The sequence below is a fragment of the Flavobacterium sp. 9 genome (assembly GCF_002754195.1).
Classification (GTDB): domain Bacteria; phylum Bacteroidota; class Bacteroidia; order Flavobacteriales; family Flavobacteriaceae; genus Flavobacterium.
This window is the reverse complement of record NZ_PEEU01000001.1, coordinates 1,749,921-1,772,133: the sequence shown is the minus strand read 5'-3', so window position 1 is coordinate 1,772,133 and position 22,213 is coordinate 1,749,921. Positions and strand designations below refer to the sequence as shown.

15 protein-coding genes are annotated in these 22,213 nt (G+C 34.1%); 9 read left to right on the top strand and 6 right to left on the bottom strand.

From position 1 onward, the window contains the following. Positions 1–153 precede the first annotated feature (153 nt). Entirely contained in the window at positions 154–1,110 is a 957-nt protein-coding gene (mgrA, locus tag CLU81_RS06625; protein WP_099709110.1) for an L-glyceraldehyde 3-phosphate reductase, read from the top strand. Between the two features lie 79 nt (positions 1,111–1,189). On the opposite strand, the gene CLU81_RS06620 is transcribed toward mgrA, so the two are convergent. The 6 genes from CLU81_RS06620 to CLU81_RS06595 all read right to left on the bottom strand — a co-directional run bounded on the left by CLU81_RS06620 (position 1,190) and on the right by CLU81_RS06595 (position 9,123). After that, on the bottom strand, positions 1,190–2,473 hold the full coding sequence (locus CLU81_RS06620; RefSeq protein WP_099709109.1) for a cellulase family glycosylhydrolase: 1,284 nt from the start codon (positions 2,471–2,473) through the stop codon (positions 1,190–1,192). Positions 2,474–2,768: 295 nt separating this feature from the next. After that, positions 2,769–4,013 (bottom strand): glycosyl hydrolase, encoded by a 1,245-nt coding sequence (locus CLU81_RS06615; RefSeq protein ID WP_099709108.1) that lies wholly within the window; start codon positions 4,011–4,013, stop codon positions 2,769–2,771. 5 nt (positions 4,014–4,018) lie between these two features. Further along, positions 4,019–5,209: an AGE family epimerase/isomerase gene (locus CLU81_RS06610; RefSeq protein WP_099709107.1), complete on the bottom strand. Its 1,191-nt coding sequence runs from the start codon at positions 5,207–5,209 to the stop codon at positions 4,019–4,021. A 4-nt stretch (positions 5,210–5,213) separates the two neighbouring features. Further along, positions 5,214–6,404: a glycosidase gene (locus CLU81_RS06605; protein WP_099709106.1), complete on the bottom strand. Its 1,191-nt coding sequence runs from the start codon at positions 6,402–6,404 to the stop codon at positions 5,214–5,216. Between the two features lie 29 nt (positions 6,405–6,433). Next, positions 6,434–7,825: an MFS transporter gene (locus CLU81_RS06600; protein WP_099709105.1), complete on the bottom strand. Its 1,392-nt coding sequence runs from the start codon at positions 7,823–7,825 to the stop codon at positions 6,434–6,436. A gap of 152 nt (positions 7,826–7,977) precedes the next feature. After that, positions 7,978–9,123 carry a glycoside hydrolase family 26 protein gene (locus CLU81_RS06595; protein WP_099709104.1) on the bottom strand — a complete coding sequence of 382 codons (1,146 nt, stop codon included), beginning with the start codon at positions 9,121–9,123 and terminating at the stop codon, positions 7,978–7,980. Positions 9,124–9,428: 305 nt separating this feature from the next. On the opposite strand from CLU81_RS06595, the gene CLU81_RS06590 reads away from it, so the two are divergent. The 8 genes from CLU81_RS06590 to CLU81_RS06555 all read left to right on the top strand — a co-directional run bounded on the left by CLU81_RS06590 (position 9,429) and on the right by CLU81_RS06555 (position 21,741). Beyond that, complete coding sequence (locus tag CLU81_RS06590) at positions 9,429–10,307, top strand: AraC family transcriptional regulator (RefSeq protein WP_029272753.1); 879 nt, start codon at positions 9,429–9,431, stop codon at positions 10,305–10,307. Between the two features lie 316 nt (positions 10,308–10,623). Beyond that, positions 10,624–13,821, top strand: a complete 3,198-nt coding sequence (locus CLU81_RS06585) for a TonB-dependent receptor (RefSeq protein WP_099709103.1) — start codon at positions 10,624–10,626, stop codon at positions 13,819–13,821. 11 nt (positions 13,822–13,832) lie between these two features. Further along, positions 13,833–15,431 (top strand): RagB/SusD family nutrient uptake outer membrane protein, encoded by a 1,599-nt coding sequence (locus CLU81_RS06580; RefSeq protein ID WP_099709102.1) that lies wholly within the window; start codon positions 13,833–13,835, stop codon positions 15,429–15,431. A 17-nt stretch (positions 15,432–15,448) separates the two neighbouring features. Continuing rightward, positions 15,449–16,525, top strand: coding sequence for a hypothetical protein (locus CLU81_RS06575; RefSeq protein WP_099709101.1), 1,077 nt, complete (start codon positions 15,449–15,451; stop codon positions 16,523–16,525). Positions 16,526–16,708: 183 nt separating this feature from the next. After that, entirely contained in the window at positions 16,709–17,683 is a 975-nt protein-coding gene (locus CLU81_RS06570) for a T9SS type A sorting domain-containing protein (protein ID WP_099709100.1), read from the top strand. 133 nt (positions 17,684–17,816) lie between these two features. Beyond that, on the top strand, positions 17,817–19,055 hold the full coding sequence (locus CLU81_RS06565; protein ID WP_099709099.1) for a glycoside hydrolase family 27 protein: 1,239 nt from the start codon (positions 17,817–17,819) through the stop codon (positions 19,053–19,055). An 11-nt stretch (positions 19,056–19,066) separates the two neighbouring features. Continuing rightward, entirely contained in the window at positions 19,067–20,032 is a 966-nt protein-coding gene (locus CLU81_RS06560; RefSeq protein ID WP_099709098.1) for a glycoside hydrolase family 5 protein, read from the top strand. A gap of 614 nt (positions 20,033–20,646) precedes the next feature. Then, positions 20,647–21,741, top strand: coding sequence for an outer membrane beta-barrel protein (locus tag CLU81_RS06555; RefSeq protein ID WP_099709097.1), 1,095 nt, complete (start codon positions 20,647–20,649; stop codon positions 21,739–21,741). Positions 21,742–22,213: the final 472 nt, after the last annotated feature.

Sequence of the window (22,213 nt, the reverse complement as noted above, 5' to 3'; positions counted from 1 at the left end):
CTATTGAATCTTAAAATTCGTGAATTCGTAGCGAAAAAACTTTGCTACTCTGCGTCTTTGCGAGATTAAAAAAAACACAACTTTTGAATTAATAACTTTTGATATTTTTCTACCTTTAAAATCTATAAACTACCAAACCATTAAAGTAAAAAAATGAAATATAACAGATGTGGAAAAAGCGGGTTATTATTACCTGAAATTTCTTTAGGATTATGGCATAATTTCGGATCAGTTGATAATTTTGATAATGCAGAATCTATTGCTGTAGAAGCGTTTGATAAAGGAATTACTCATTTTGATCTTGCGAATAACTACGGACCAGTTCCGGGTTCTGCCGAGACTAATTTTGGTAAAATCCTTTGGCATAATTTCCAGGGAAATTTGCGTGATGAAATTATTATTTCGACAAAAGCGGGTTATACAATGTGGAACGGACCTTATGGAGACTGGGGTTCCCGCAAATATTTACTGTCAAGTTTAGATCAGAGTTTAAAGAGAATGAAAGTCGATTATGTGGATATTTTTTATTCGCATCGTCCAGATCCCGAAACCCCAATTGAAGAAACGATGATGGCGCTTGATTATGCCGTAAGATCCGGAAAAGCGTTGTATGTTGGAATAAGTAATTATTCGGCAGAACAAACCCGAGTTGCGGTTGATGTTTTGAAACAATTAGGAACGCCGTGTTTGATTCATCAGGCCAAATATTCGATGTTGGAACGTTGGGTAGAAAATGGTTTGCTGGATGTTCTCGAAGAAAAAGGAGTTGGCTGTATTGCATTTTCGCCTTTGGCACAAGGACTTTTAACAGATAAATATCTAAACGGAATTCCGGAAAATTCAAGAGCACATAATCCAAACGGACATTTAAAAGAAAACGAGGTTACACAAGAACGCATTCAGAAATTAGTTCAACTGAATGAAATCGCTCAAAACCGTAATCAATCTTTGGCACAAATGGCTTTGGCTTGGTTGCAAAAAGACAAAAGAATAACGTCAGTTTTGATTGGTGCAAGTTCCGTTAAACAATTAAATAATAATATTGATTGTTTGCAAAGTTTGGAATTTTCATCTGATGAATTGAATGCGATCGAAAAGATATTATCTTAAAATGTAAAATGTGTTCTGTAAAATGTAAACACGCATATCGTAGAGGCGCACAGCAGTGCGTCTCCGTCATGCGTGATTATTATTTCAATTGTAAATTGTATTTCTTCACAATATCCAACGTCGATTTATCCGACGAAAAAACAGAATTTAATCCTTGAGGTTCTTGCGGAGGATCGGTTGTTAAAGGATCGCCCGGATTCCATTTTCCGGTTGCATTTACTGCTTTTCCTTCGCCACCAAATCCCCAGAAATTCGCTGCTTGCAACGGATCATTATTTTTATGACTTTCGGCAACACGGTTAAAAATGAAATTGTAGAAAATATCTCTGTTTGCCACAGATGAGGTTGCAAGTAAACTTTCGTTTTCTCTTCCCAAACCAAATTCTTCGATAATAATTGGTCGCTTTAAATTATTGGCAACAGTAATATGATCGTCAATATATTTTCCGGCATTTTCGAGTGTCGTTGGTAAAGTTTTTTCGGCGTTATCAGCCTTAAACCAATTCCAGTTTTTGGGCCAAATGTGCATTGTTAAATAATCAATATGCGGATTTTTATGCGTTCGTTCGAAAATCTCCATACTATCATTCGAACTGTTTTTTCCTTCAGAACCTGTAGAAATCAAATGATTTTTGTCTAAACTATCAATTAAATCTACAATATTATTCAGCCAAGACGTGAATTTTGCTTCATTTTCTACCGTAAAAAGCCTCGGTTCATTCCCAACTTGCCACGCCATAATCGTGTTATCTTCCGTGTATTTTTTATGAGAATAGGCGTTAGTTCTTCCAATAATAAATTTCACATGATCTTCTAAACCTTTCATACAAGGTTCACAACTATGAAATTGTTCTGTATAAGCCATAAATTGCGGCCAAGTATTTGGTGCAATATTAGGAACCGGAATTGGACCTTTTCCATTCCATTCTAAATATTGCGACATTCCGCCGGACCATTCCCAATTGTTGGTCAAATACAAAACCGCATACATTTTTCGTTTGCTCATTTCGCTAATCAAAAAATCCAAACCATCGAGCAAATCTTCATCGTATTTTCCTTGTTCATATTGCAAAGCTGGGCGAACCGTAAAATCATATTTTCCGCCATCGCCGCCAACTAAAATTCTTAAGTTGTTGATTCCGTATTTCTGCATCAAATCCAGTTCGCGAAGCAATCTTTTTCGGTCGCCCACTTTTTTCGAAGCCAATAAACTTCCGTACCAATAATTCGTACCAATATAAGCATACGGCTTATTGCCTTTGTAAAATTGCGTTCCCTTCACCGTAATTCTTTCCTGCGCCTGACAAGCGATCGTAGAAAAAATTAAAGCTAATCCGAGAGTTTTTAGAAATATATTTTTCATTAGTTGTTTTTTTTGGAGCTGTTTCCCGCTATTTGTTTCAATCTTTTGTGCCGAACCCCGGCACAAAAGGATTTTCACTTCTATCAGGGCTAGGGTTTTAGGTTTTTTTAGAAGTTTTTAGTTTTCCACAATCTTGTCATTTCGACGGAGGAGAAATCACACTAGAAACTCCGCATAGAAAATCGCCAATCTTTGTCGATTCACGAGTGTGATTTCTCCTCCGTCGAAATGACAAAAAAAACCGCGTAAACCCGTTTAAATCTGTTCAAATCCGTGTGCCATTTTAACGATAACGTTACTTCGGCAATTCATACATCTTAGGCAAAGTATTCAATAATGCCGATTTTGGTTTTGTAGCAAATGTTTTAAAATCTGCAGCATTCGAAACTGAACTATTCGGAACATAATATCCATCTTTTGTATTGTTCCAGAACATTACATAACTAATTGAGATCGTCGAATCATATCCTTGAACATTGCTTATTGTGCTATATAAATAATTAGAAAACCAATCAGTAATCGGAGATTTTGTTGCAGTAACCTGATATCCCGTTTCTGTTAGCGCTGCAATTTTTACTTTACTAGCAGCCAGACTTCCAATCATTATTAGTTTGGTATTTGCTTTTGTAGCTCCAGTTTGACCTTGATTATCAAAATCCCCGTAATTATCCATTCCAAGAACGTCGACATATTTATCACCAGGATATCGGCTTAAATAATTCTCTGCAGTTGTATAAGAGTTGTCAGGTGAAAAAGCATATAAAACGTTGTGAACGCCTTTGGTATTTTTTAAATAATCAACTGTAAACTGATATACTTTTTTATAATCATCGGCAGAACAAAAATTAGCGCCCCACCAAAACCAACTTCCGTCAAACTCATGAAAAGGTCTGAAAATTATCGGAATCAATTCGCCATTTGCGCCTTTTAAACTCAAAAATACACTCGCTACTTTGTCCAGTTTTTTCTTGTACCATTCGTGATTTGTTCCTCCGGGCAAAATACTTTTAAAAGCTGTTGCTTTTTGACTCTCAGTCATATCAGCGGCATAAAAAGAATCTTCGTTGTTAGGTTCTCTCAAATGCCAAGAAAAAGTATTGATTACACCTTTCGCGTAAGCACTTTTTACATTACTAATTGTATTTAATTCCTGTTGGTAAAACCAATTATCTGCTTGATTATTATTGTTTTTGTCGGTGATAAATATAAAATCAGAACCTAAAAGTGCAGGATCAGAACCTGTATTTTTTTTAATATCCGAGTCTCCGCCATTATCCTGATAAAAACTACTAAAAGCATCTTGTTGTCCGATTGCGATTTTAGTTTTTGCCAGTTTTTTTAAATTATAAAATAAAGCTACAGTTTCTTTGGTAGCACTTGCATCGACCATATATGTCGTAACATTTTGTGTCGTCAACGGATCCGTTTCTGCAGGTGGATTAATGACAACTTCATCTTGTGATCCGTTATCACTTGAACAACTTGTTATGGTCAAAACCAACAGACTTATAAATGCTATTTTTAGAAATGTAGTTTTCATTTTTGTTATGTTTTAATTCGGTTAATTAATTCCAGACACGCGCGACCATTATGATACGGGCATTTCCAGAAACCTGCTTTGTCTTTTTCGATCAAAGAATTATCTCGGTAAATTCCCCAAAACCATTCTCCGTTTTGCTTGTCTAAAATGTGGTTTTGTATAAAATCCCAGTTTTTGTAAACAATGTCAAGATACTTTTGATCGCTGGTTAATTGATACACATTATAAAAACCAATTAAAGCTTCGGCTTGAACCCACCAATGTTTTTCGGCAATCAACTCGTTCTTTTCAGAATCAAATTCGTACCATAATCCGCCATCAGAATCCAAACCTTCCTGCGTAACATCTGCCATTTGAATGGCGTGTTTTTTATAATTGGCAATTAAATTTTCATCTTCAGAAATTTCGGCACATTGCAATAAAAGCCAAGCTGCTTCGATATCATGACCATAAGAGATTACGTCTGGTTTTTCGATCCAGTTTTCATCAAAAAACAATCGCAAATGTCCTGTTTCAGTATTGATGAAATGTTTTTCTATGGTTTCTAATAACTCAACGATATCACTTTGGAGTTTTTTATCTTTCCAGACTTTAAACAAATTTGCATACGCTTCTGCAATATGCAAATGTGTGTTCATTGTCTTTTTTTCATTGGCATCTTTGTCGCTCAAACGTAAATCTTCGATAGGTTGCCAATCGCGGGTTAGAGCTTCAAAATAACCTTTGTTTACTGGATCGTAACTGTGCTCTTGGATTTTTAAATAGAGATTTATGGCTATTTCTAAAGCTTTTTCATCTTTAGAAAATGCGTAATATTCAGATAATCCATAAATCGCAAAAGCTAAAGCATAGATTTGATTTTTGGTGTCTTTTGGTGTTTTATCAGCGTTGATACTCCAAAATAAACCACCAAATTCAGGATCATAAAAATTATCCGAAAGAAAATCAAAAGCACGTTTAGCTATCGTTTTGTGACTTTCGCTTTTTGTGATTTTATAACTTGACGAAAAAGTCCATAAAATTCGGGCATTCAAAACAGAACCTTTCTCCGTATTGGTAATAATATGATCGTTGAAATCAATTTGACCAATAAAACCTCCATTTTCGTTATCTAAAGTATGTTTTGACCAATAATTCAAAATTGAATCAAGTTCGGATGATAATTCTGCTTTAAGCTGTTTTAATTTTGCTGACACGATATTATATTGTGTTGTTTTTTTCGATTTGGCTAATGATTGTTTTTACAGATCCTGCAGATATAAAAGTATCCGAAGGCGCATTAGTAACATAATCAACCAGTTTTTCTACAGACGAAACTGCAACGTGCATTCTTGTGTCAGATGAAGCATAATATACATAAACGGTTCCGTCAGTATCTTCGATCCATCCGTTTGAAAATAGAACATTCGAGACATCGCCAACTCTTTCAATTCCTTCCGGTCCCATAAAATGTCCAGCAGGAACGTGCGTAACTTTCGAAATATCATTCAAATCTGTCATGAACATATAAAGTGTGTAACGCAATCCTGCAGCAGTATTTCGAACGCCGTGTGCAAGATGCAACCAGCCTTTTTCGGTTTTAATTGGAGCTGGACCAAGACCATTTTTCAATTCGTAAATCGTATGATATTGTTTTCCGAAGATAATTTTCTCGTCTTTTACAACCGGATTTGTCATATCATCGACATAACCTAAACCAATTCCGCCACCGGCTCCAACATCAATAAATCCATCTTGTGGACGGGTGTATAAGGCATATTTTCCGTCTACGAATTCCGGATGCAAAACTACATTACGTTGTTGTCCTGTATTCGAAATCAAATCCGGTAATCTTTCCCAGTTTATCAAATCTTTTGAGCGAACGATTCCGGCATTGGCTACAGCCGAACTTGTATCGCCTTTTGGAGCTTTTGGATCTTTTCTTTCGGTACAAAAAATTCCGTAAACCCAACCGTCTTCGTGATTGATTAAACGCATATCATAAACGTTTGTGTCCGGTTCTGACGTTTGTGGAATCACGCAAGGTTTCTCCCAAAACTTAAAATTATCTACGCCATTTGGACTTTCCGCTATAGCGAAAAAAGATTTTCTGTCGATTCCTTCTACACGAACGGCAAGCAGATATTTTCCGTTCCATTTCATTGCGCCAGCATTAAATGCTGCATTCATCCCGATTCTTTCCTGCAAAAACGGATTGGTTCTTTCGTTCAAATCAAAACGCCAGTTCAAAGGCACGTGAGCCGCCGTAACAACCGGATTTTTGTAGCGTTCGTAAATACCGTTTCCGGCTTGATCTTGTGGAGCATTCTTTTGCTCAACCAATGTTTTATGTTCTTTTTCTAATGCTATTTTTCTATCTTGAAATATAGCTGAAGAGGTTATTGTTGTCATATTATTTGATTTCGGTATGGGTAATAATTTTAATTGTTCTGGTCTCGTTTTTCGTCCAAATCTTGTTCGATTATTTGAAGTTTTTCTTCAGATAATGGATAGAATAAGATAAAAACGACTGATATAATTGCTGCAATTGCAGGAAGAATACTCAACATTAATTGAATTCCGTTTTGAGTTACGGCGGTTTGTTCAACATTTGCCTGAAAACCATAATAACCTAAAAGCCATCCGGTTCCGGCGCCACCAATTGTCCAGCCAAATTTTTGTGACATTGATGAAGCAGAGAATACTAATCCTGTTGCTCTTCGACCTTGTTTCCACTCTGAATAATCGGCGCTATCTGCATACATTGACCAGATTAACGGGAAAATGCAACCGGCACAAATACTGATTAAAACCTGAAAACTCATAATTAAGAAAACATCTTCTTTTCCGAAGAAATAGAAAATCAAACTCAATATTGCTGCTAAAGCCATGGCACCAAAAAAGGTTTTCTTTTTTCCAATTCTGTTGGCAATTGGTGTAGCGGCAATAACTCCAATAATATTTGCGGCTTGTCCCAGAACCAAATAAATAGATGTTGGTGTCATATGGAAACTTGTTCCAAAAATTGAAAAATCAAAATTTACGCTGCTGCTTACATAATATTTAAAGTAATAAACGGCTGCCCCATCTCGGATTGAATTGAATACTAAAGCGCCAATTCCGGCTCCTAATAAAATCCACCATGGTTTATTTTTTAATAAGTCTTTTAAATCTTCTTTTAGATTGTTTTTCTCATCCGAGATTGGTTTTACTCTTTCTTTAGTGAAGAAAAAACAACCCCAGAAAAAAGCTGTTGTAATGATTCCAAAAACAGTGATTGTTGCTAACCAACCCGTTTTGGAATTCAGGCTTCCGCCGAAGTAATTTACTAATGGTTCAATTAACCAAAGTGCGAGAAGGCTTCCGCCAAAAGCAAAAACCATTCTATAGGAGGATAATGTGGTTCTTTCTTTTCGGTCAGAAGACATAACGCCTAAAAGTGATGCATACGGAACATTGATTAAGGAATAAATCATCATCATCGCCGAATAGGTTACGTAGGCGTATATTATTTTTCCTTTTTCGTCAAAATCCGGTGTGTAAAAAGTCAAAACTCCAATAACGGCAAAAGGAACGGCAACCCATAATAAATAGGGTCTGAATTTTCCCCATTTGCTTTTTGTTCGGTCAGCGATGATTCCAACAATTGGGTCAAAACAAGAATCCCAGATTCTGGTGATCAAAAACATGGTTCCAACGACTGCTGGCGCCAAACCGAAAACATCGGTATAGAAAAATAGGAGGTACATGCTGAAAATTTTCCAGAACATAGATGATGCGGCGTCTCCAAGGCCATAACCTATTTTTTCTTTTAAACTAATTTTGTCGTGCATTAGGCTTTTGTGGTTTTGTTTGGTTAATTATTTTAATGTTTCTGTGTGTGTTTTTTGACGCGGATAAAACGGATTTACTTTGTAAAAACGCGGATAAAAACAGATTTTATTTTTATATTCTTTAGCACGTAGATGACGCGAATTTTTAATTTTTAATTCTCAATTTTTAATTTTTTTTTGATGTCTTTTTCAAATAGCGTTTTATCCAGTTTATAGAAATCAACAAAATCTTTCTCGCTTACCTGGCCGGAATATGGAGCATAATAATGCATCTTTTTTTCTTTTTCCTGCCAGCCGTGGTTTCTCCATAATAAAACGTAGGAGATTTTATAGTCTCCAATAGCTTTGTCAAGAGTTCCTGTCCACCATTTTGGATCTGGAATTGCTTCGTAACCTGCTTCGGCTATCGCTATTAATTTATGTTGTTTTGTGCCGAGTTCATTTATGATTTTAAGTTGGCTTTGAACTTCTTCTATAAATTTTGTACCTTCTTTATCATCATTATTCTGATAAGAGTCAAAGCTTAAAACATCGGCGTAATCATCGCCAGGATAATTCGATAAAAAATCTTCTTGTGTCTTGAAACTACTTGTGTTATAAATATAAATTAAGTTGTGAACTCCTTTTTTTTGTAAATAATCAAAGGTGAATTTCCATAAGGTTGTGAATTCTTCTGGAGTACAATTTCCTTTTCCCCACCAAAACCAACCTCCGGTAAGTTCGTGATAAGGTCTAAAAAGAACGGGAATGTTTTTTCCTTTTTTATCTTTTAAAGACAAAAGATAATTGGCTGCTTTGTCTAACCAAATAGTAAATTTTTGATGATTTTCTCCTCCAGGCAAAACGGTTTTAAGTGAATTTGGAACAGTATCCCAAGCGCTTTTTCCGGTTGCAGGATTATCAAAATGCCAGCTTATCGTTGTGATACCGCCTCGTTCGTGGCTTTCTTCGATATATTGCTTCATTTTTGTAAATGGAATTCCGTCGATATTATTTGGACTATCTTTTTCTAAGCCTGCCAAATCCCAACCATAAACTGCGGGATAATCTCCTACGACATCTTTTACATCGCTGCGACCATCTTCATATCTCCAGTTTACACCGTATGCAAGATCATCCTGATGTCCAAATAGATATCCTTTTTGGCTCAATTGGACTAGCTTTTTATACAATGAAACAGTTTCAGGTGTTGCTTTTTTATCTGAAAGTGACAAATTAGTATTACTGCTAACAGGCTTTGCAGAACAAGAAGTTCCTATAAATACTGCTGTGATTAGTGCTATTATGTTTTTTCTCATTATGAATGTGCTTGTTTTCAGTTTGATAACTATTGTTTTGTGAATTGTTGAAACGGTTTTGAAATGTCTGATTTTTCAATCGAAAATTCAATACCATTTTTAGATTAATATTATCAAAACTATAAAAACATATTATATTAAAAATGATTAATGTTTATTATCAATGTTGTTTTTGTAAAATTGATAATTCTATTTTTCAAAGATAATCGGATGTTTATCGTATAATTAATATTATTTTATCAATTATATATCATATTATTGCAAACAAAAAAATCTAATATCACTTTCTAAAACCGTTTTTAAAGATGAGTAGTTCTAAAAATTTTTATAGAGAAATCGCTCCGCTAGCAGCTGGAGATAGTTTTTTAGTGTTCGACAGGGTAAAAGACAGCTTTGATTTTCCGGTGCATTATCATCCGGAATTCGAGATCAATTTTATTTTAAATGGAAAAGGAGTAAAGCGTGTTGTTGGTGATAATATAGAAGAAATCGACAATGTTGAACTGGTTTTAATTGGACCAAATTTGTATCACGGTTGGGAATTAAATAAATGCACGAGCAAAAAAATACATGAAATAACAATTCAGTTTCATAACGATTTATTTCATGAATCTTTATTGTCAAGACGAATTATGAATCCGATTCGGGATATGTTTAATCGATCGATTCATGGTATTTTATTTTCAAAAAAAGTAGCCGAAGAATTAACGCCAAGACTTGTAAGGCTCTCTAAACTAGACGGAATGGATTATTTTTTGGAAATCACTTCTTTATTATATGATTTGGCAAATTCCAGAAATCAACGTTTGCTTTCGACTTATACGGTAGATTATGATACGTTTGATGATTATGACAAAATGAAGTTGGTTTATGAATATGTGCAGAAACATTTTGCTGAAAAAATCACTTTAGAAGATGTTGCAAATGTTGCGAGTATGTCTATTATTTCTTTTAACCGATTTATTAAAAAACGTACGGGAAAAACTTTTGTGAATTATATTAATGATATCCGAATTGGATATGCTGCGAGATGGCTTGTTGAGAAAGATATGAGTGTTTCTGAAGTGGCTTTTAAATCTGGCTTTAATAATATTGCGAACTTCAATCGTAGCTTTAAGGCTATAAAAAACTGTACTCCGAGTCAATATAGAGAAGATTTTTCTGGATTAAAACGTATTTTGTAGTGATACTTTTTTTGCACAAACAAATATTATTTTTAACGAAATCGATTGCTTTTTTGATGATTCGTTAATTTTTATTTATAATTCTTAGTGGTTTAAGGCGTGGTGATTGCGAATAGTGTAATTTTTTACTGCTTTTATTTTTATATGTGTTTTTTTAAAGCGCTATAGTAAAAATATTATCATTAAATGATATAATACTATCGATTTAATGTTTTCTGGTGTTATAGATTTGTTAAATAATTTAAGAGAATAAATACATCCCTTTTTATGACTTGAATTATGAATAAAACAAATTTAAACTAACCAAACATTTATTATGAAAAAACTACTAACTAACTTTATTCATTGGAATGCTAACCACAGCGCTGTTCCTTTGATTTTATTTTTGTTACTCGCCTGCAATTCTATTTCGGCGCAGGTTAAAGTATCAGGAATTGTGTCTGATGAAAAAGGATTATCTATTCCTGGCGCAAATATTACGGTTGTTGGACAAAAAACAACTGCTTCTACTGATTTTGATGGAAAATATACAATTGATGTTCCTGCAAATGCGACTTTGGTTTTCACATTTATAGGTTTTAATTCTCAAAAAATAGCTGTTGATGGAAAAAAGACTATTAATGTAGTTTTAAAATCTAATGTTGAGGACTTAAAAGATGTTGTTGTAATTGGATACGGAACTCAAAAAAGAAAAGATGTAAATAGTGCTATTTCCAGTATTGGCGCAAAAGATATTGAGAATTTAAAGGTTGCTTCATTTGACCAAATGATGCAGGGTAAAGCTGCCGGAGTTGTGGTAAATAGCAATTCTGGTGAGCCGGGAAGTAACGTTTCTGTTAGAATTAGAGGTGTTTCGTCTTTGACAGGGACAAACGAACCTTTGTATGTAATTGATGGTGTGCCAATTTCAGGAGATGCTCGTAACTCGTCTACATCAGGAAGAAATGCACAGGGAAATAGTAACTTTTCTAATAACGGTAATATTACACAAAGCCCTTTGGCACTTATTAATCCTAGTGATATTGAGTCTATAGATATTTTGAAAGATGCTTCGGCAACTGCTATTTACGGTTCTCGTGGAGCAAATGGAGTTGTAATTGTTACTACAAAATCGGGTAAAAAAGGAACTGGAAAATTAACTTTCGAAAATTCTTATTCGATAAGCAATTTGCCTAAAAAATTACATTCTATGAATTTGCAGCAATATGCAATTCATCAAAATGCTTTGGCAGATGTTTATGATCCTACATCAAAACGTCCTGAATTTGCACATCCTGAACTTTTAGGAAAAGGAACTGACTGGCAAGATGCGATTTATGAAACAGGAATTATGAAATCAAATCAGTTATCGTTTTCAGGTGGCAAAGAAGGGATCAATTATTACCTTTCTGGTGGAGTTTTAGATCAGGATGGTATTGTAATTGAATCTGGATTTAAAAGATATAATGTTAGAGCTAATATCGATGCTAGAGTCAACAAATTCATAAAAGTTGGTGTTAATATCAGCGGTGCTCTTACAGATGAAAAGTTGACATTAAATGGTCAGTTTAACGGGGTTGTTGCGACATCTTTATTAGCAACTCCTGATGTTGCAGTAAGAGAATTATCTGGTGCTTTTTCGGGACCGCCTTCTGGAGGAAATACTTCATTTGTGAATCCGGTTGCGACTTCTTTGTTGGGTTCTAATACTTTGGTTAGAAAAAACTATTCCGGAAATTTCTATACTCAAATAGATTTATTTAAAGGTTTAGAATATCGTTTCGAAGCCGGTGGATATATATATGACAATTTAGGACAACGTTTTGATCCTATGTATTCTTTAGGAAATGCAGTAAAAAGTTATGCTAATTTATATTACAATCCATCTTCAGGAAATTCATGGAACTTAAAAAACATGCTTACTTATAGAAACACGATTGGTAAACATAATTTCACAATCCTTGCTGTACAAGAAGCAAACAGAGCACATTGGGAAGGATATACAATAACAGCAGAAGGATATAAAGACAATAACGATAAATCTCTTGCGGCATCTGATTTGCCAAAAGCGGTAACTAGCGGCGTTTATTCCGGAACTCAAACTCTTGCTTCTTATTTAGGAAGGGTTGTTTATGATTACGGTGATAAGTATAGTGTTTCTGCTGCAGTAAGAACTGATGGATCTTCAAAATTTTTCTACGGAAATAAATGGGGCGTTTTTAGTTCTGCAAGTGGTTCGTGGAAACTTTCTAACGAGGCTTTCATGGAAGGAACTAAAAAATACGTTGATAATATTAAATTAAGAGTAGGTTGGGGACAAACAGGAAACAATCAGATTGGGAATAATTTATATGATTCAAACCTGCATTTGGTTAACAGTTCTATGGGAACATCTTATTTGCCATCAAATACACCGAATCAAAAATTGAAATGGGAAACTCAGGATCAGACAAACTTAGGTCTTGATTTTACAATGTTTAAATCTAAACTTACGGCTTCGGTAGATGTGTACAAAAAAGTTTCTAAGAATTTCTTATATCAGGTTCCATTGCCAAATTACCTTTCCGGAGGTGGTGATTATGAAGGTGGTGTAAATCCTCCTTATTTTAACCTTGGAAGCATGCATAATAAAGGTATCGAGTTTACGCTTGGTTACACAGAAAAATTCTCAGATAATTTTTCCTGGAATGGTAGTTTGAACATTACTAAATATGTAAATGAGGTTACTAATATGGCAGGATTAAATATTGTGAAAACGATGGGAACTCTTGCTTATAATACTGTTACGGTATCCAGAACTCAGGAAGGTTTGCCAATTGGTGAATTTATTGGATACGAAGCTGCAGGGATTTACAGAACAGATGATGATTTGACAAAATTTGGTCATACTGATGCTTCAGGTAATAAAGTGGTTCTGAAAGACGGAACGAATTCGCTAAAGCCAAATTTCCAAAAAGGAGATGTTATTTATAAAGATCAAAATAACGATGGTATTATTGATCAAAACGATTTGAAAGCGATTGGAAATCCAAATCCAAAATTCACTTACGGATTTACAAACAACTTCAAATACAAAAATGTTGATTTGTCTATTTTTCTTCAGGGAACGGCAGGAAATAAATTGATGAATTTAACTCGTATGTCGGGAACGTTAAACAGTAATTTGGGAACTAATTATTTGACAGAAGCGGAAGATTTTTATTCAGCATCAAATATTAATGGTTCTTTGCCAAGACCATCAACTTATGATAATGTTAATAATGCAGTATCGACACGTTTTATAGAAGATGGATCTTACTTAAGAATTCAAAACGTAACTCTTGGGTATTCTTTACCATCTGATTTGATTTCGCAACTAAAATTATCAAGATTGAGAATTTATGCTTCGGGACAAAACTTATTCACTTTTACAAAATACACAGGTTATGACCCTGAGGTAGGTTCTTACAACCAGGACGCGTTATTATCAGGAGTTGATAATGGTCGCTATCCGGTGCCTAGACAAATTACTTTTGGTTTTAATGTTGAATTTTAATACGAATTAATATGAAAAATATAATAAAAAGAAGCGGTGCAATTGCCATGACACTTGTTTTACTAATGTCATCTTCTTGTTCTCAGGATTTCATCGATGTTCCTGCAGAAGGAACGCCTACTATTGGTAATTATTACGACTCAGATTCGAAACTTGACAACGCTACAAACGGATTGTATGGTCTTGTTTGGTTTAATATGAATAAATCTGCTTTCTACGGTATTACAGATGTAATTTCTGGAAACATGTATGCAGATGTTTATAATGATTTTGGAAAATTTACAGATTTGAGTTTTACCAATTCTCAATCTTTTATTTCTGATGCGTGGAGATCTTGTTATGGAGCTGTTGCAAATTCTAACGCTTACATTAATAGTTTGCCTAAAAATGTTGGTCCAAATGTGACTAAAGAAGCTTTAAATAATGCTTTAGGAGAGTCTCATTTTATTAGAGCTTTCTCTTATTTCTTCTTGGTGAGATTATGGGGAAATGTGCCGATTATTGAAAACAATGCCGATTATTCGCTGAATTATGTGATTCCAAGTAATCCAACTGAAGATGTATATAAATTCATTGAAAACGATTTGAAATTTGCAATTGCCAATTTAAGAACTAAAAACAGAGGTTCTAATTATGCTGCAAATGCACATGTATCAAGCGGTTCTGCAAAAGCACTTTTGGCTAAAGTATATTTATATGAGAAAAAATATGAATTGGCGAGAGCATTAGCGCAGGAAGTGATCAATAGCGGAGAATTTAAATTATTGGGTGGAGATGAATTGCCAACGAAATCTTTTGCTGATTTGTGGCTGCAGAAAAACAATAACAATGAAGAATCTATTTTTTCATGGCAATGGAACGGTGCAGGAACTTATTTTGACGGAAATTTTTCGAATACATTATTTGCTCCTGAAAACAGATTGGTAGAAACTACTTATTCAGGACAGATCGCGCCATCACAAGATTTAATTAAAAATGTTTATGAAGACGGTGATAAAAGAAGAAAAGAAACTTTTATGTTGCCTGGAGATTTTTATCCAAATCTAACCTATGCACAAACGCTTGATGTAGATTCTCCATTGATTTTGGGATATACATTTGCTATCGAATATGAAGCTCAGAAATCTGGTGCAGGTTTGAAAAAGTATGTAATCGGAAAAGAAAATTTACCAATTACAGGACCATTTAATCCTCCGTTTAACGGCGAAAGCAGTATGAATAGTTATATGATGCGTTATTCAGAATTGTTGTTAATTCATGCCGAAGCAATTTTAGGATCACAATCAGGAAGTACTTCAGATCCAAATGCTTTAAGATCATTTAATGCAGTTCGCAGAAGAGCTGGAGTTCCTGAAAAAACAACAATTTCTTTTAATGATATCTTTAAAGAAAGACGTGCAGAACTTGCTTGCGAAGGTGATTATTATTTTGATTTAGGGCGTTTGCCTTTTAGTCAGGCTAAAGCAATTCTGGAAGCTCAAAACAGAGGAAATAGAGAAGTTGAAAAACACATTTCGATTTCTGCAGCAAACCTTTTATTGCCTTATCCATCTGATGATTTGATTAAAAATCCAAAATTGAAAGAAGTAGCTCCGTATACTTTTAAATAATTTTTAAAAATAAAAATATGAAAAATATAAAAATTGTTTCGTTAGCGGCATGTATGACATGGATGTTATCTCTAATGTTTTTTAGTTCATGCTCAAATGATGATAGTGCATCAGCTTCTTCTGGTAGTGCACCAGCTATTGAATATGTAGCACCATCAGGTTATAATACAGATGGTAGTTTAAAACCATTAACTCCGGTTAGAGTTGGAGATCCAAAAAATTACTATGTGATTCATGGTAAAGGATTTCTTACTACAACAAAGGTTTATTTTAACGACTTTGATACTTATTTCAGACCAACTTTTGTAACAGATACGGATATCATCATATTATTGGATGAAAATACGCCTTATGCAAATGCATCAAATAAGTTAAAAGTAGTAACACAAAGAGGAACAGCACTTTTTGATTTTGTGATTAAACCTCCGGTTCCAACCTTTTTGCAATTTTATCCAATTAACGCAACGGCTGGACAAGAAGTAACAATAACCGGAAAATACTTTTTGAATCCTGTTGTTACACTTGCAAAAACAAAAACATTACCAGAAGTTCCGGTTACAGTGGTTTCTTCTACACTGGAAAAAGTGGTTATCAAATTACCGGAAAATGCTGATTTGAGATATCTTACAATTGCGAATATTTCAGGAGCAACAACTTCTACTTATGCCGTTGGAACCGCAATACTTGATGATGTTTCTTATTATGGATTAGGTTATCCGGCACCTGCATATGTGAAAGATGAAAAAGCAGAACAAGGAACAACTTACGTTACAAAAGATATGGATGCATGGGGAAGTTTGGAAGGAAACTGGGGATGGTTTGACAAACTTGCGCCATATTCAGGAATACGAGTTGCAATTAAAGCAAAAGCCGAAGGAAAAGTGAGATTGGTATTTAACGGAGATTGGACAAATTCGCCTGTAGTGAGTGTGACTACAGAGTGGAAAACATTCTATCTTCCGTGGTCAATGTTTAGCAGTTCAGATCGTGTTCAGAATATTACGTTCCAAAACTTAACAGCAACGGCAAAAGGTGATGGTTTACCAAATACCTTTTATATCGACAATATTGGTTTCATGTTAAAAGCAGAATAGTGAATTGTAATTAGTAATGTAAAAACTCCATTTCGGCATTTCGGAATGGAGTTTTTTATTAAAGAAAATTCTTTCTTAAATTGACGATATAGTATTGTGTTTTAATAAAATAGTATTGAATGTGTGTAAAATGGATGTTTAAATTTACATATATCATTTATTTTAACACAAAAAAATATAATTATGAAAAACAATTACATTTCGAATTTTGGTTCAGTAAAAAGAAAATTCTTTTTATTATCGGTTTTTTTTCTTTTAATAATTTCGATTGGACAAGCTCAAACAATTGACGGTCTTAATCCTTATTGTATATCGAGTAGTCCTTATTATCGCATTAATAATGCGCCAGATATAAATAGTTATGACACGGTTATTTGGTCTGCTAGTGATAATTCAGGAATCACTTTTTCAGGAGATCCGGCTCCCAAAACGCTTAATAAAGTCGTGGTAAAACCGGGAAATCAAATAACAGCGCCATATTATATTTTTGCAACATTTTACTCTGGAACAACTGTTGTTGCACAAACACCAAACTTTTATTTTATTACGCCAACGCCACCAACTACGCCAAATTATACTGTAACAAAAACGAATGATTATTGTACAACCCAATATCATATTATAACGTTGAATGTTACACCAATTCCAAATCCAAGTCCTAATACCAATTATAGTATTGCGCCTAGAATTGCAGATGCAAGCATTGTAATTACACAAACGTCTAAAAATGTATTCGAATTGAAATTACCGTTAAACGGAGAATCTTATTTTTTATATGACCTGACAAGCACGACATCTTCTGGCGGTTGTTTGTCAAATTCAGTAACGGTGACATCTTATGGGAATTCGGTTCCTTTAAATTTAATAGGTTGTGCAAATAATGCTCCGGGAACAAATTATGAATTTACAGTTTCACCAAATCCGTATAGTAATGGATATTTAACGATAGTTGCACCGGCAGTAACGCCTGCTTTTACAGGAACATGTAAAGTATTTAATAGTTCAGGTATTTTGATGACAAGCTTTCCATTGTTGAATTCAAGTACCGCAATTCAACTTAAATCTACAGTTGGATCTTCGTTGATATCTGGACTTTATGTGGTTCAGGTAACGTATCAAAACGGTAATGTGAGAACGAAAAATCTGGTTGTGAATTAAAAAACGTTCTTTAATAACAAAAAGAACTCCATTTCGAGACATCGATTTGGAGTTTTTTATAATTTAATAAAATATTATTCTGTTTCCGCAGATTAAAAAATAACAACATTACAAAATATCAAAATAGAATAAAATGAAAAAAACAGTACTACTATTGTTTGCATTAAGTATATCAGGTTTCGGCTTTAGCCAAGGAAATACGCACACACAAAAAGCAGGTAAATTTGAAGGTCTTGCCATGACACCGCCAATGGGTTGGAATTCATGGAATACTTTTGAAACCAATATCGATGAAAAATTGGTAAAAGAAACCGCAGATATTATGGTTTCATCCGGAATGGCGGCTGCGGGTTACAATTATATTGTGTTAGATGATGGCTGGATGACAAGAGAACGTGATGCAAATGGTGATTTAGTTCCTGATCCTGTTAAATTTCCTAACGGAATGAAAGCTGTTATAGATTATGTACACGGTAAAGGTCTGAAATTTGGATTGTATAATTGTGCTGGAACCCAAACTTGTGCCGGTTATCCGGGAACACGCGGTTATGAGTATCAGGATGCAAGATTTTATGCTAAATTGGGTATAGATTTCTTAAAATACGATTGGTGTAATACACAAGGAATTACTGCCAAAGAAGCTTATACAACAATGAGTAATGCACTTAAAACTGCTGGAAAACCAATTGTTTTCAGTCTTTGCGAATGGGGAGATAATCAGCCTTGGGAATGGGGAAAACCAATTGGGAATTTATGGAGAATTTCGGGCGATATTTATCCTTGTTTTGATTGTGAGTTCAAACACGAAGAAGGAAATTGGTCGTCTTGGGGATTTATGAAAATTATCGAAATGCGTAAAGATATCCGCAAATATTCTGGTCCGGATCATTGGAATGATTTTGATATGATGGAAGTTGGCGACGGAATGACAAATATCGAAGATAAAGCACATTTTACAATGTGGTCAATGATGGCGTCTCCATTAATTGCCGGAAATGATTTTAGAAAAATGTCAAAAGAAACCCTTGCGATTTTAACTAATAAGGAATTAATAGCGGTTAATCAGGATAAAATGGGAATTCAGGGTTTTAAATATTCTGCCGAAGATGGATTAGAAGTTTGGGTAAAACCTTTATCAGATGGAAATTGGGCTATAACTTTTTTAAATAGAAGTGAAGTTGCTAAGAAAGTCAATTTTGATTGGAAAAAACATACTATTAAAGATGCTGATTTTGGCTTTGAAGCTGATTTTAATAAAACAACCTTCAAATTAAAAGACCTTTGGAAGAATAAAGAAATAGGAAACACCAAAAAGAATTTTATTGCCGATATTGCTTCTCATGACGTTATTACGCTAAGATTAATTCCTTAAAACAGTTTGCTATGAAATCAAAGACCAAATTTTTTACAATTGCTTTACTCTTGATGTTTTGCGTTTCAAAAGCGCAATTTGTAAAACATCATGGACAACTTAGTGTATTAGGAACTCAGTTAGTAGATAAGGATAATAATCCAATTGTATTAAGAGGAATGAGTTTTGGCTGGCATAGTATGTGGCCAAGGTTTTATAATGAGAAAGCCGTTAATTGGTTAAAAAAGGATTTTAATTGTAATGTCGTGCGTGCTGCAATGGGAATTGAAATAGGAGAGTGGGCTTATTTGAAAGAACCACAATTCTCAAAAGAAAAAATCGAGGCTGTAGTAAATGGAGCCATAAAATCTGATATATATGTAATTATAGATTGGCACAGTCATAATATTAATCTGGAAGAAGCCAAAGCTTTTTTTGCCGAAATGTCTAAGAAATATGGCAAATATCCCAATATAATTTATGAAGTTTTTAATGAACCTGATTACGAATCGTGGTCAGAAGTTAAGGCTTACGCCGAAGAGGTAATTAAAGTAATTCGAGAGAACGATCCTAAAAATATTATTTTGGTAGGATCGCCACATTGGGATCAGGATGTAAATCTTCCTGCCGAAGACCCAATTCGAGGATATGATAATATAATGTATACCATGCATTTTTATGCCGCAACGCATGGAAAAGAATTAAGAGACAGAACGGACGATGCTATAAAAAGTGGTTTGCCAATTTTTGTTTCGGAGTCTGCAGGAATGGAAGCTTCCGGTGACGGACCGCTAAACCTGAAAGCCTGGCAGGAATATATAGATTGGATGGAATCTAAAAAGCTAAGTTGGATAACTTGGTCTGTTTCTGATAAAGACGAAACATGTTCTATTTTGAAAAAATCTGCAAAATCAGAAGGAAAGTGGAAAGATGAAGATTTAAAAGAATCCGGAATTAAAGTTCGCGAGTTTTTAAGAAAGTATAATACGCAAGAATAAAATTGTTGAATTATTTTTAGAGGTAAACCTGTTCAGATTCTGAACAGGTTTTTTTGTTTTAATTATAAAGTGCTGATTTAAAATTGAAAAATATTGGTATTGGTTTATTAGCATTTTGATAAAATCAGCGTTTTATTTTTGTAGGAATTTTGACGGTTTGTTTTTTTTGTTTCTTTAGAGCTGTATTTATAAGTGTTATTTGGTGGATTTAATTTTATTTTTACAAATACCCCTATTTTTTATGGGGGTATATAATTTTAAAATGTGTTTTATATGTGTTTTTTGGTTGTTTGTGTGATATTTTTAGATTTACGTTGATTTTTTTTAGTGGTTTGTTCTAAAAACGTGTTATTGAATTTTCAAAAATAAATCTGTTATAATGTCAAATCACGATTATTGTTAAAATAATTTTTGTAATCCATAATTCTCGCTGTAAAACGTCAAAAAAATAGATTTGAATTGTTCTACTCATACAAAAGTTAATAAATTCGCTAATGAAAATGAAGAGGTTTTAGGGGAGAATGTGAAGGTTTTAGAAACGACTTATACTATTAAATAGATATATAAAAGATTAACTAACCAAAATCAATTAATAACTAAAAACCAATTAAACCATGAAAAAAGTATTACACATTTTTGCCGCGATGTTAACGAGTTCTTTTGCCTTTGCCCAAGATGATACAGAAACACCAGTTTCGCCAGCAACAACTTGGAGCGGGTCAGCAGATGCTTATTATAAATATGATTTTTCAAAACAAATGAACGGATTAACGAGCTTTACCAACTCTCAGGATTCATTTGAACTAGGAATGGCGTCAGTTCAGGCAGGTCATACTTTCGGAAAAGCTTCTGTTTTTGTAGATTTAGGATTCGGAAAAAGAGCAGGAGAATTTTCATATAATGAAACAACAGATAAAGATATTTATTCTAAATTTTTAATAAAACAATTGTTCTTTACATATCAAATTACAGATAAATTTAAAGTAGTAGCTGGTAGTTTCGGAACACATATTGGCTATGAAGTATTAGACGCGATAGGAAATAAAAACTACAGTATGTCATATGCATTTTCATACGGACCGTTCTTTAATACAGGGGTAAAGGCACAGTATACATCTGGAAAATTTACTGCTATGTTTGGTATCACAAATCCAACTGATTTTAAATCAGCAATGGATGCAGGTTCTACTCAAAAAACATACATAGGTCAATTAGGATATGTGGGTGAGACAGGAAGTGCTTATTTGAATTTTACATCAGGAAGTACAAATCCTACTCCCGGAACTTTAGTAGTGCCATCTGATGAAAATAAAACACAAATTGATTTTGTGGCGTCAAAAACAATAACGGATGCTTTTGCTTTAGGATTTAATGCAACGTATGCTAAAACTAAAAATGATTTTGATAGTGACTTAGATGGAGAATGGTTTTCATTAGTTGGATATGCTAATTACGCATTCAAACCAACTTTGAGCTTAGCATACAGAATGGAATATTTTGATGCTAAAGACGCTGCTGCAAGTTTAGGTACAGTTGCAGGGACAAACGTTTTTGCAAACACAATTTCGTTAAATTATAAAGTTGGAAAACTTACTATAATTCCAGAGTTTAGATACGATGCAGCATCAGAAGATGTCTTTTTAGACAAAGATGCTAATCCAACAGGAGGATCTTTCTTCGGATTAATAGCTACAACATACTCTTTCTAGAGATAAAGATTGATATTTTTTTTTTTTTTTTTTGGAGCTGTCGAAACATATTAATGTTTTGGCAGCTTTTTTATTGGAACAAGGTTTTCTTTTGCCACAAATTACACGAATTTTTACTAATTACTTTGTGTGAATGTTTAATTACAAACTGGATAAAATAAGAATAGAATATGCGCAAAAATGATTAGTGAAAATTCGTGCAATTGCTTCGCCTATTCCCTTCGGTCGAGTCGTGGATCAACACAAAAACCTGTGGAGAAACATAAAATATTTTGTATTGACTAATCATTTTGACCGCCAAGGGCGCAAAGGTTTTTTATTCCTAGGGTTTTTATATAAACGCAAAGTTCGCAAAGTTATATTGATAAAGCTTTGCGAACTTTGCGTTTAATGAGCGTAATCTATAACAAAAAAACTTTGCGCCCTTTGCTGTTAAATTCATCCTTAATTTTTATAGCTCCACAGGTTTCCG

Coding starts and splice junctions, on each gene's coding strand:
- mgrA (WP_099709110.1), top strand. CDS start 154: ATGAAATATAACAGATGTGGAAAAAGCGGGTTATTATTACCTGAAATT.
- CLU81_RS06620 (WP_099709109.1), bottom strand. CDS start 2,473: ATGAAAAATATATTTCTAAAAACTCTCGGATTAGCTTTAATTTTTTCT.
- CLU81_RS06615 (WP_099709108.1), bottom strand. CDS start 4,013: ATGAAAACTACATTTCTAAAAATAGCATTTATAAGTCTGTTGGTTTTG.
- CLU81_RS06605 (WP_099709106.1), bottom strand. CDS start 6,404: ATGACAACAATAACCTCTTCAGCTATATTTCAAGATAGAAAAATAGCA.
- CLU81_RS06600 (WP_099709105.1), bottom strand. CDS start 7,825: ATGCACGACAAAATTAGTTTAAAAGAAAAAATAGGTTATGGCCTTGGA.
- CLU81_RS06595 (WP_099709104.1), bottom strand. CDS start 9,123: ATGAGAAAAAACATAATAGCACTAATCACAGCAGTATTTATAGGAACT.
- CLU81_RS06590 (WP_029272753.1), top strand. CDS start 9,429: ATGAGTAGTTCTAAAAATTTTTATAGAGAAATCGCTCCGCTAGCAGCT.
- CLU81_RS06585 (WP_099709103.1), top strand. CDS start 10,624: ATGAAAAAACTACTAACTAACTTTATTCATTGGAATGCTAACCACAGC.
- CLU81_RS06580 (WP_099709102.1), top strand. CDS start 13,833: ATGAAAAATATAATAAAAAGAAGCGGTGCAATTGCCATGACACTTGTT.
- CLU81_RS06575 (WP_099709101.1), top strand. CDS start 15,449: ATGAAAAATATAAAAATTGTTTCGTTAGCGGCATGTATGACATGGATG.
- CLU81_RS06570 (WP_099709100.1), top strand. CDS start 16,709: ATGAAAAACAATTACATTTCGAATTTTGGTTCAGTAAAAAGAAAATTC.
- CLU81_RS06565 (WP_099709099.1), top strand. CDS start 17,817: ATGAAAAAAACAGTACTACTATTGTTTGCATTAAGTATATCAGGTTTC.
- CLU81_RS06560 (WP_099709098.1), top strand. CDS start 19,067: ATGAAATCAAAGACCAAATTTTTTACAATTGCTTTACTCTTGATGTTT.
- CLU81_RS06555 (WP_099709097.1), top strand. CDS start 20,647: ATGAAAAAAGTATTACACATTTTTGCCGCGATGTTAACGAGTTCTTTT.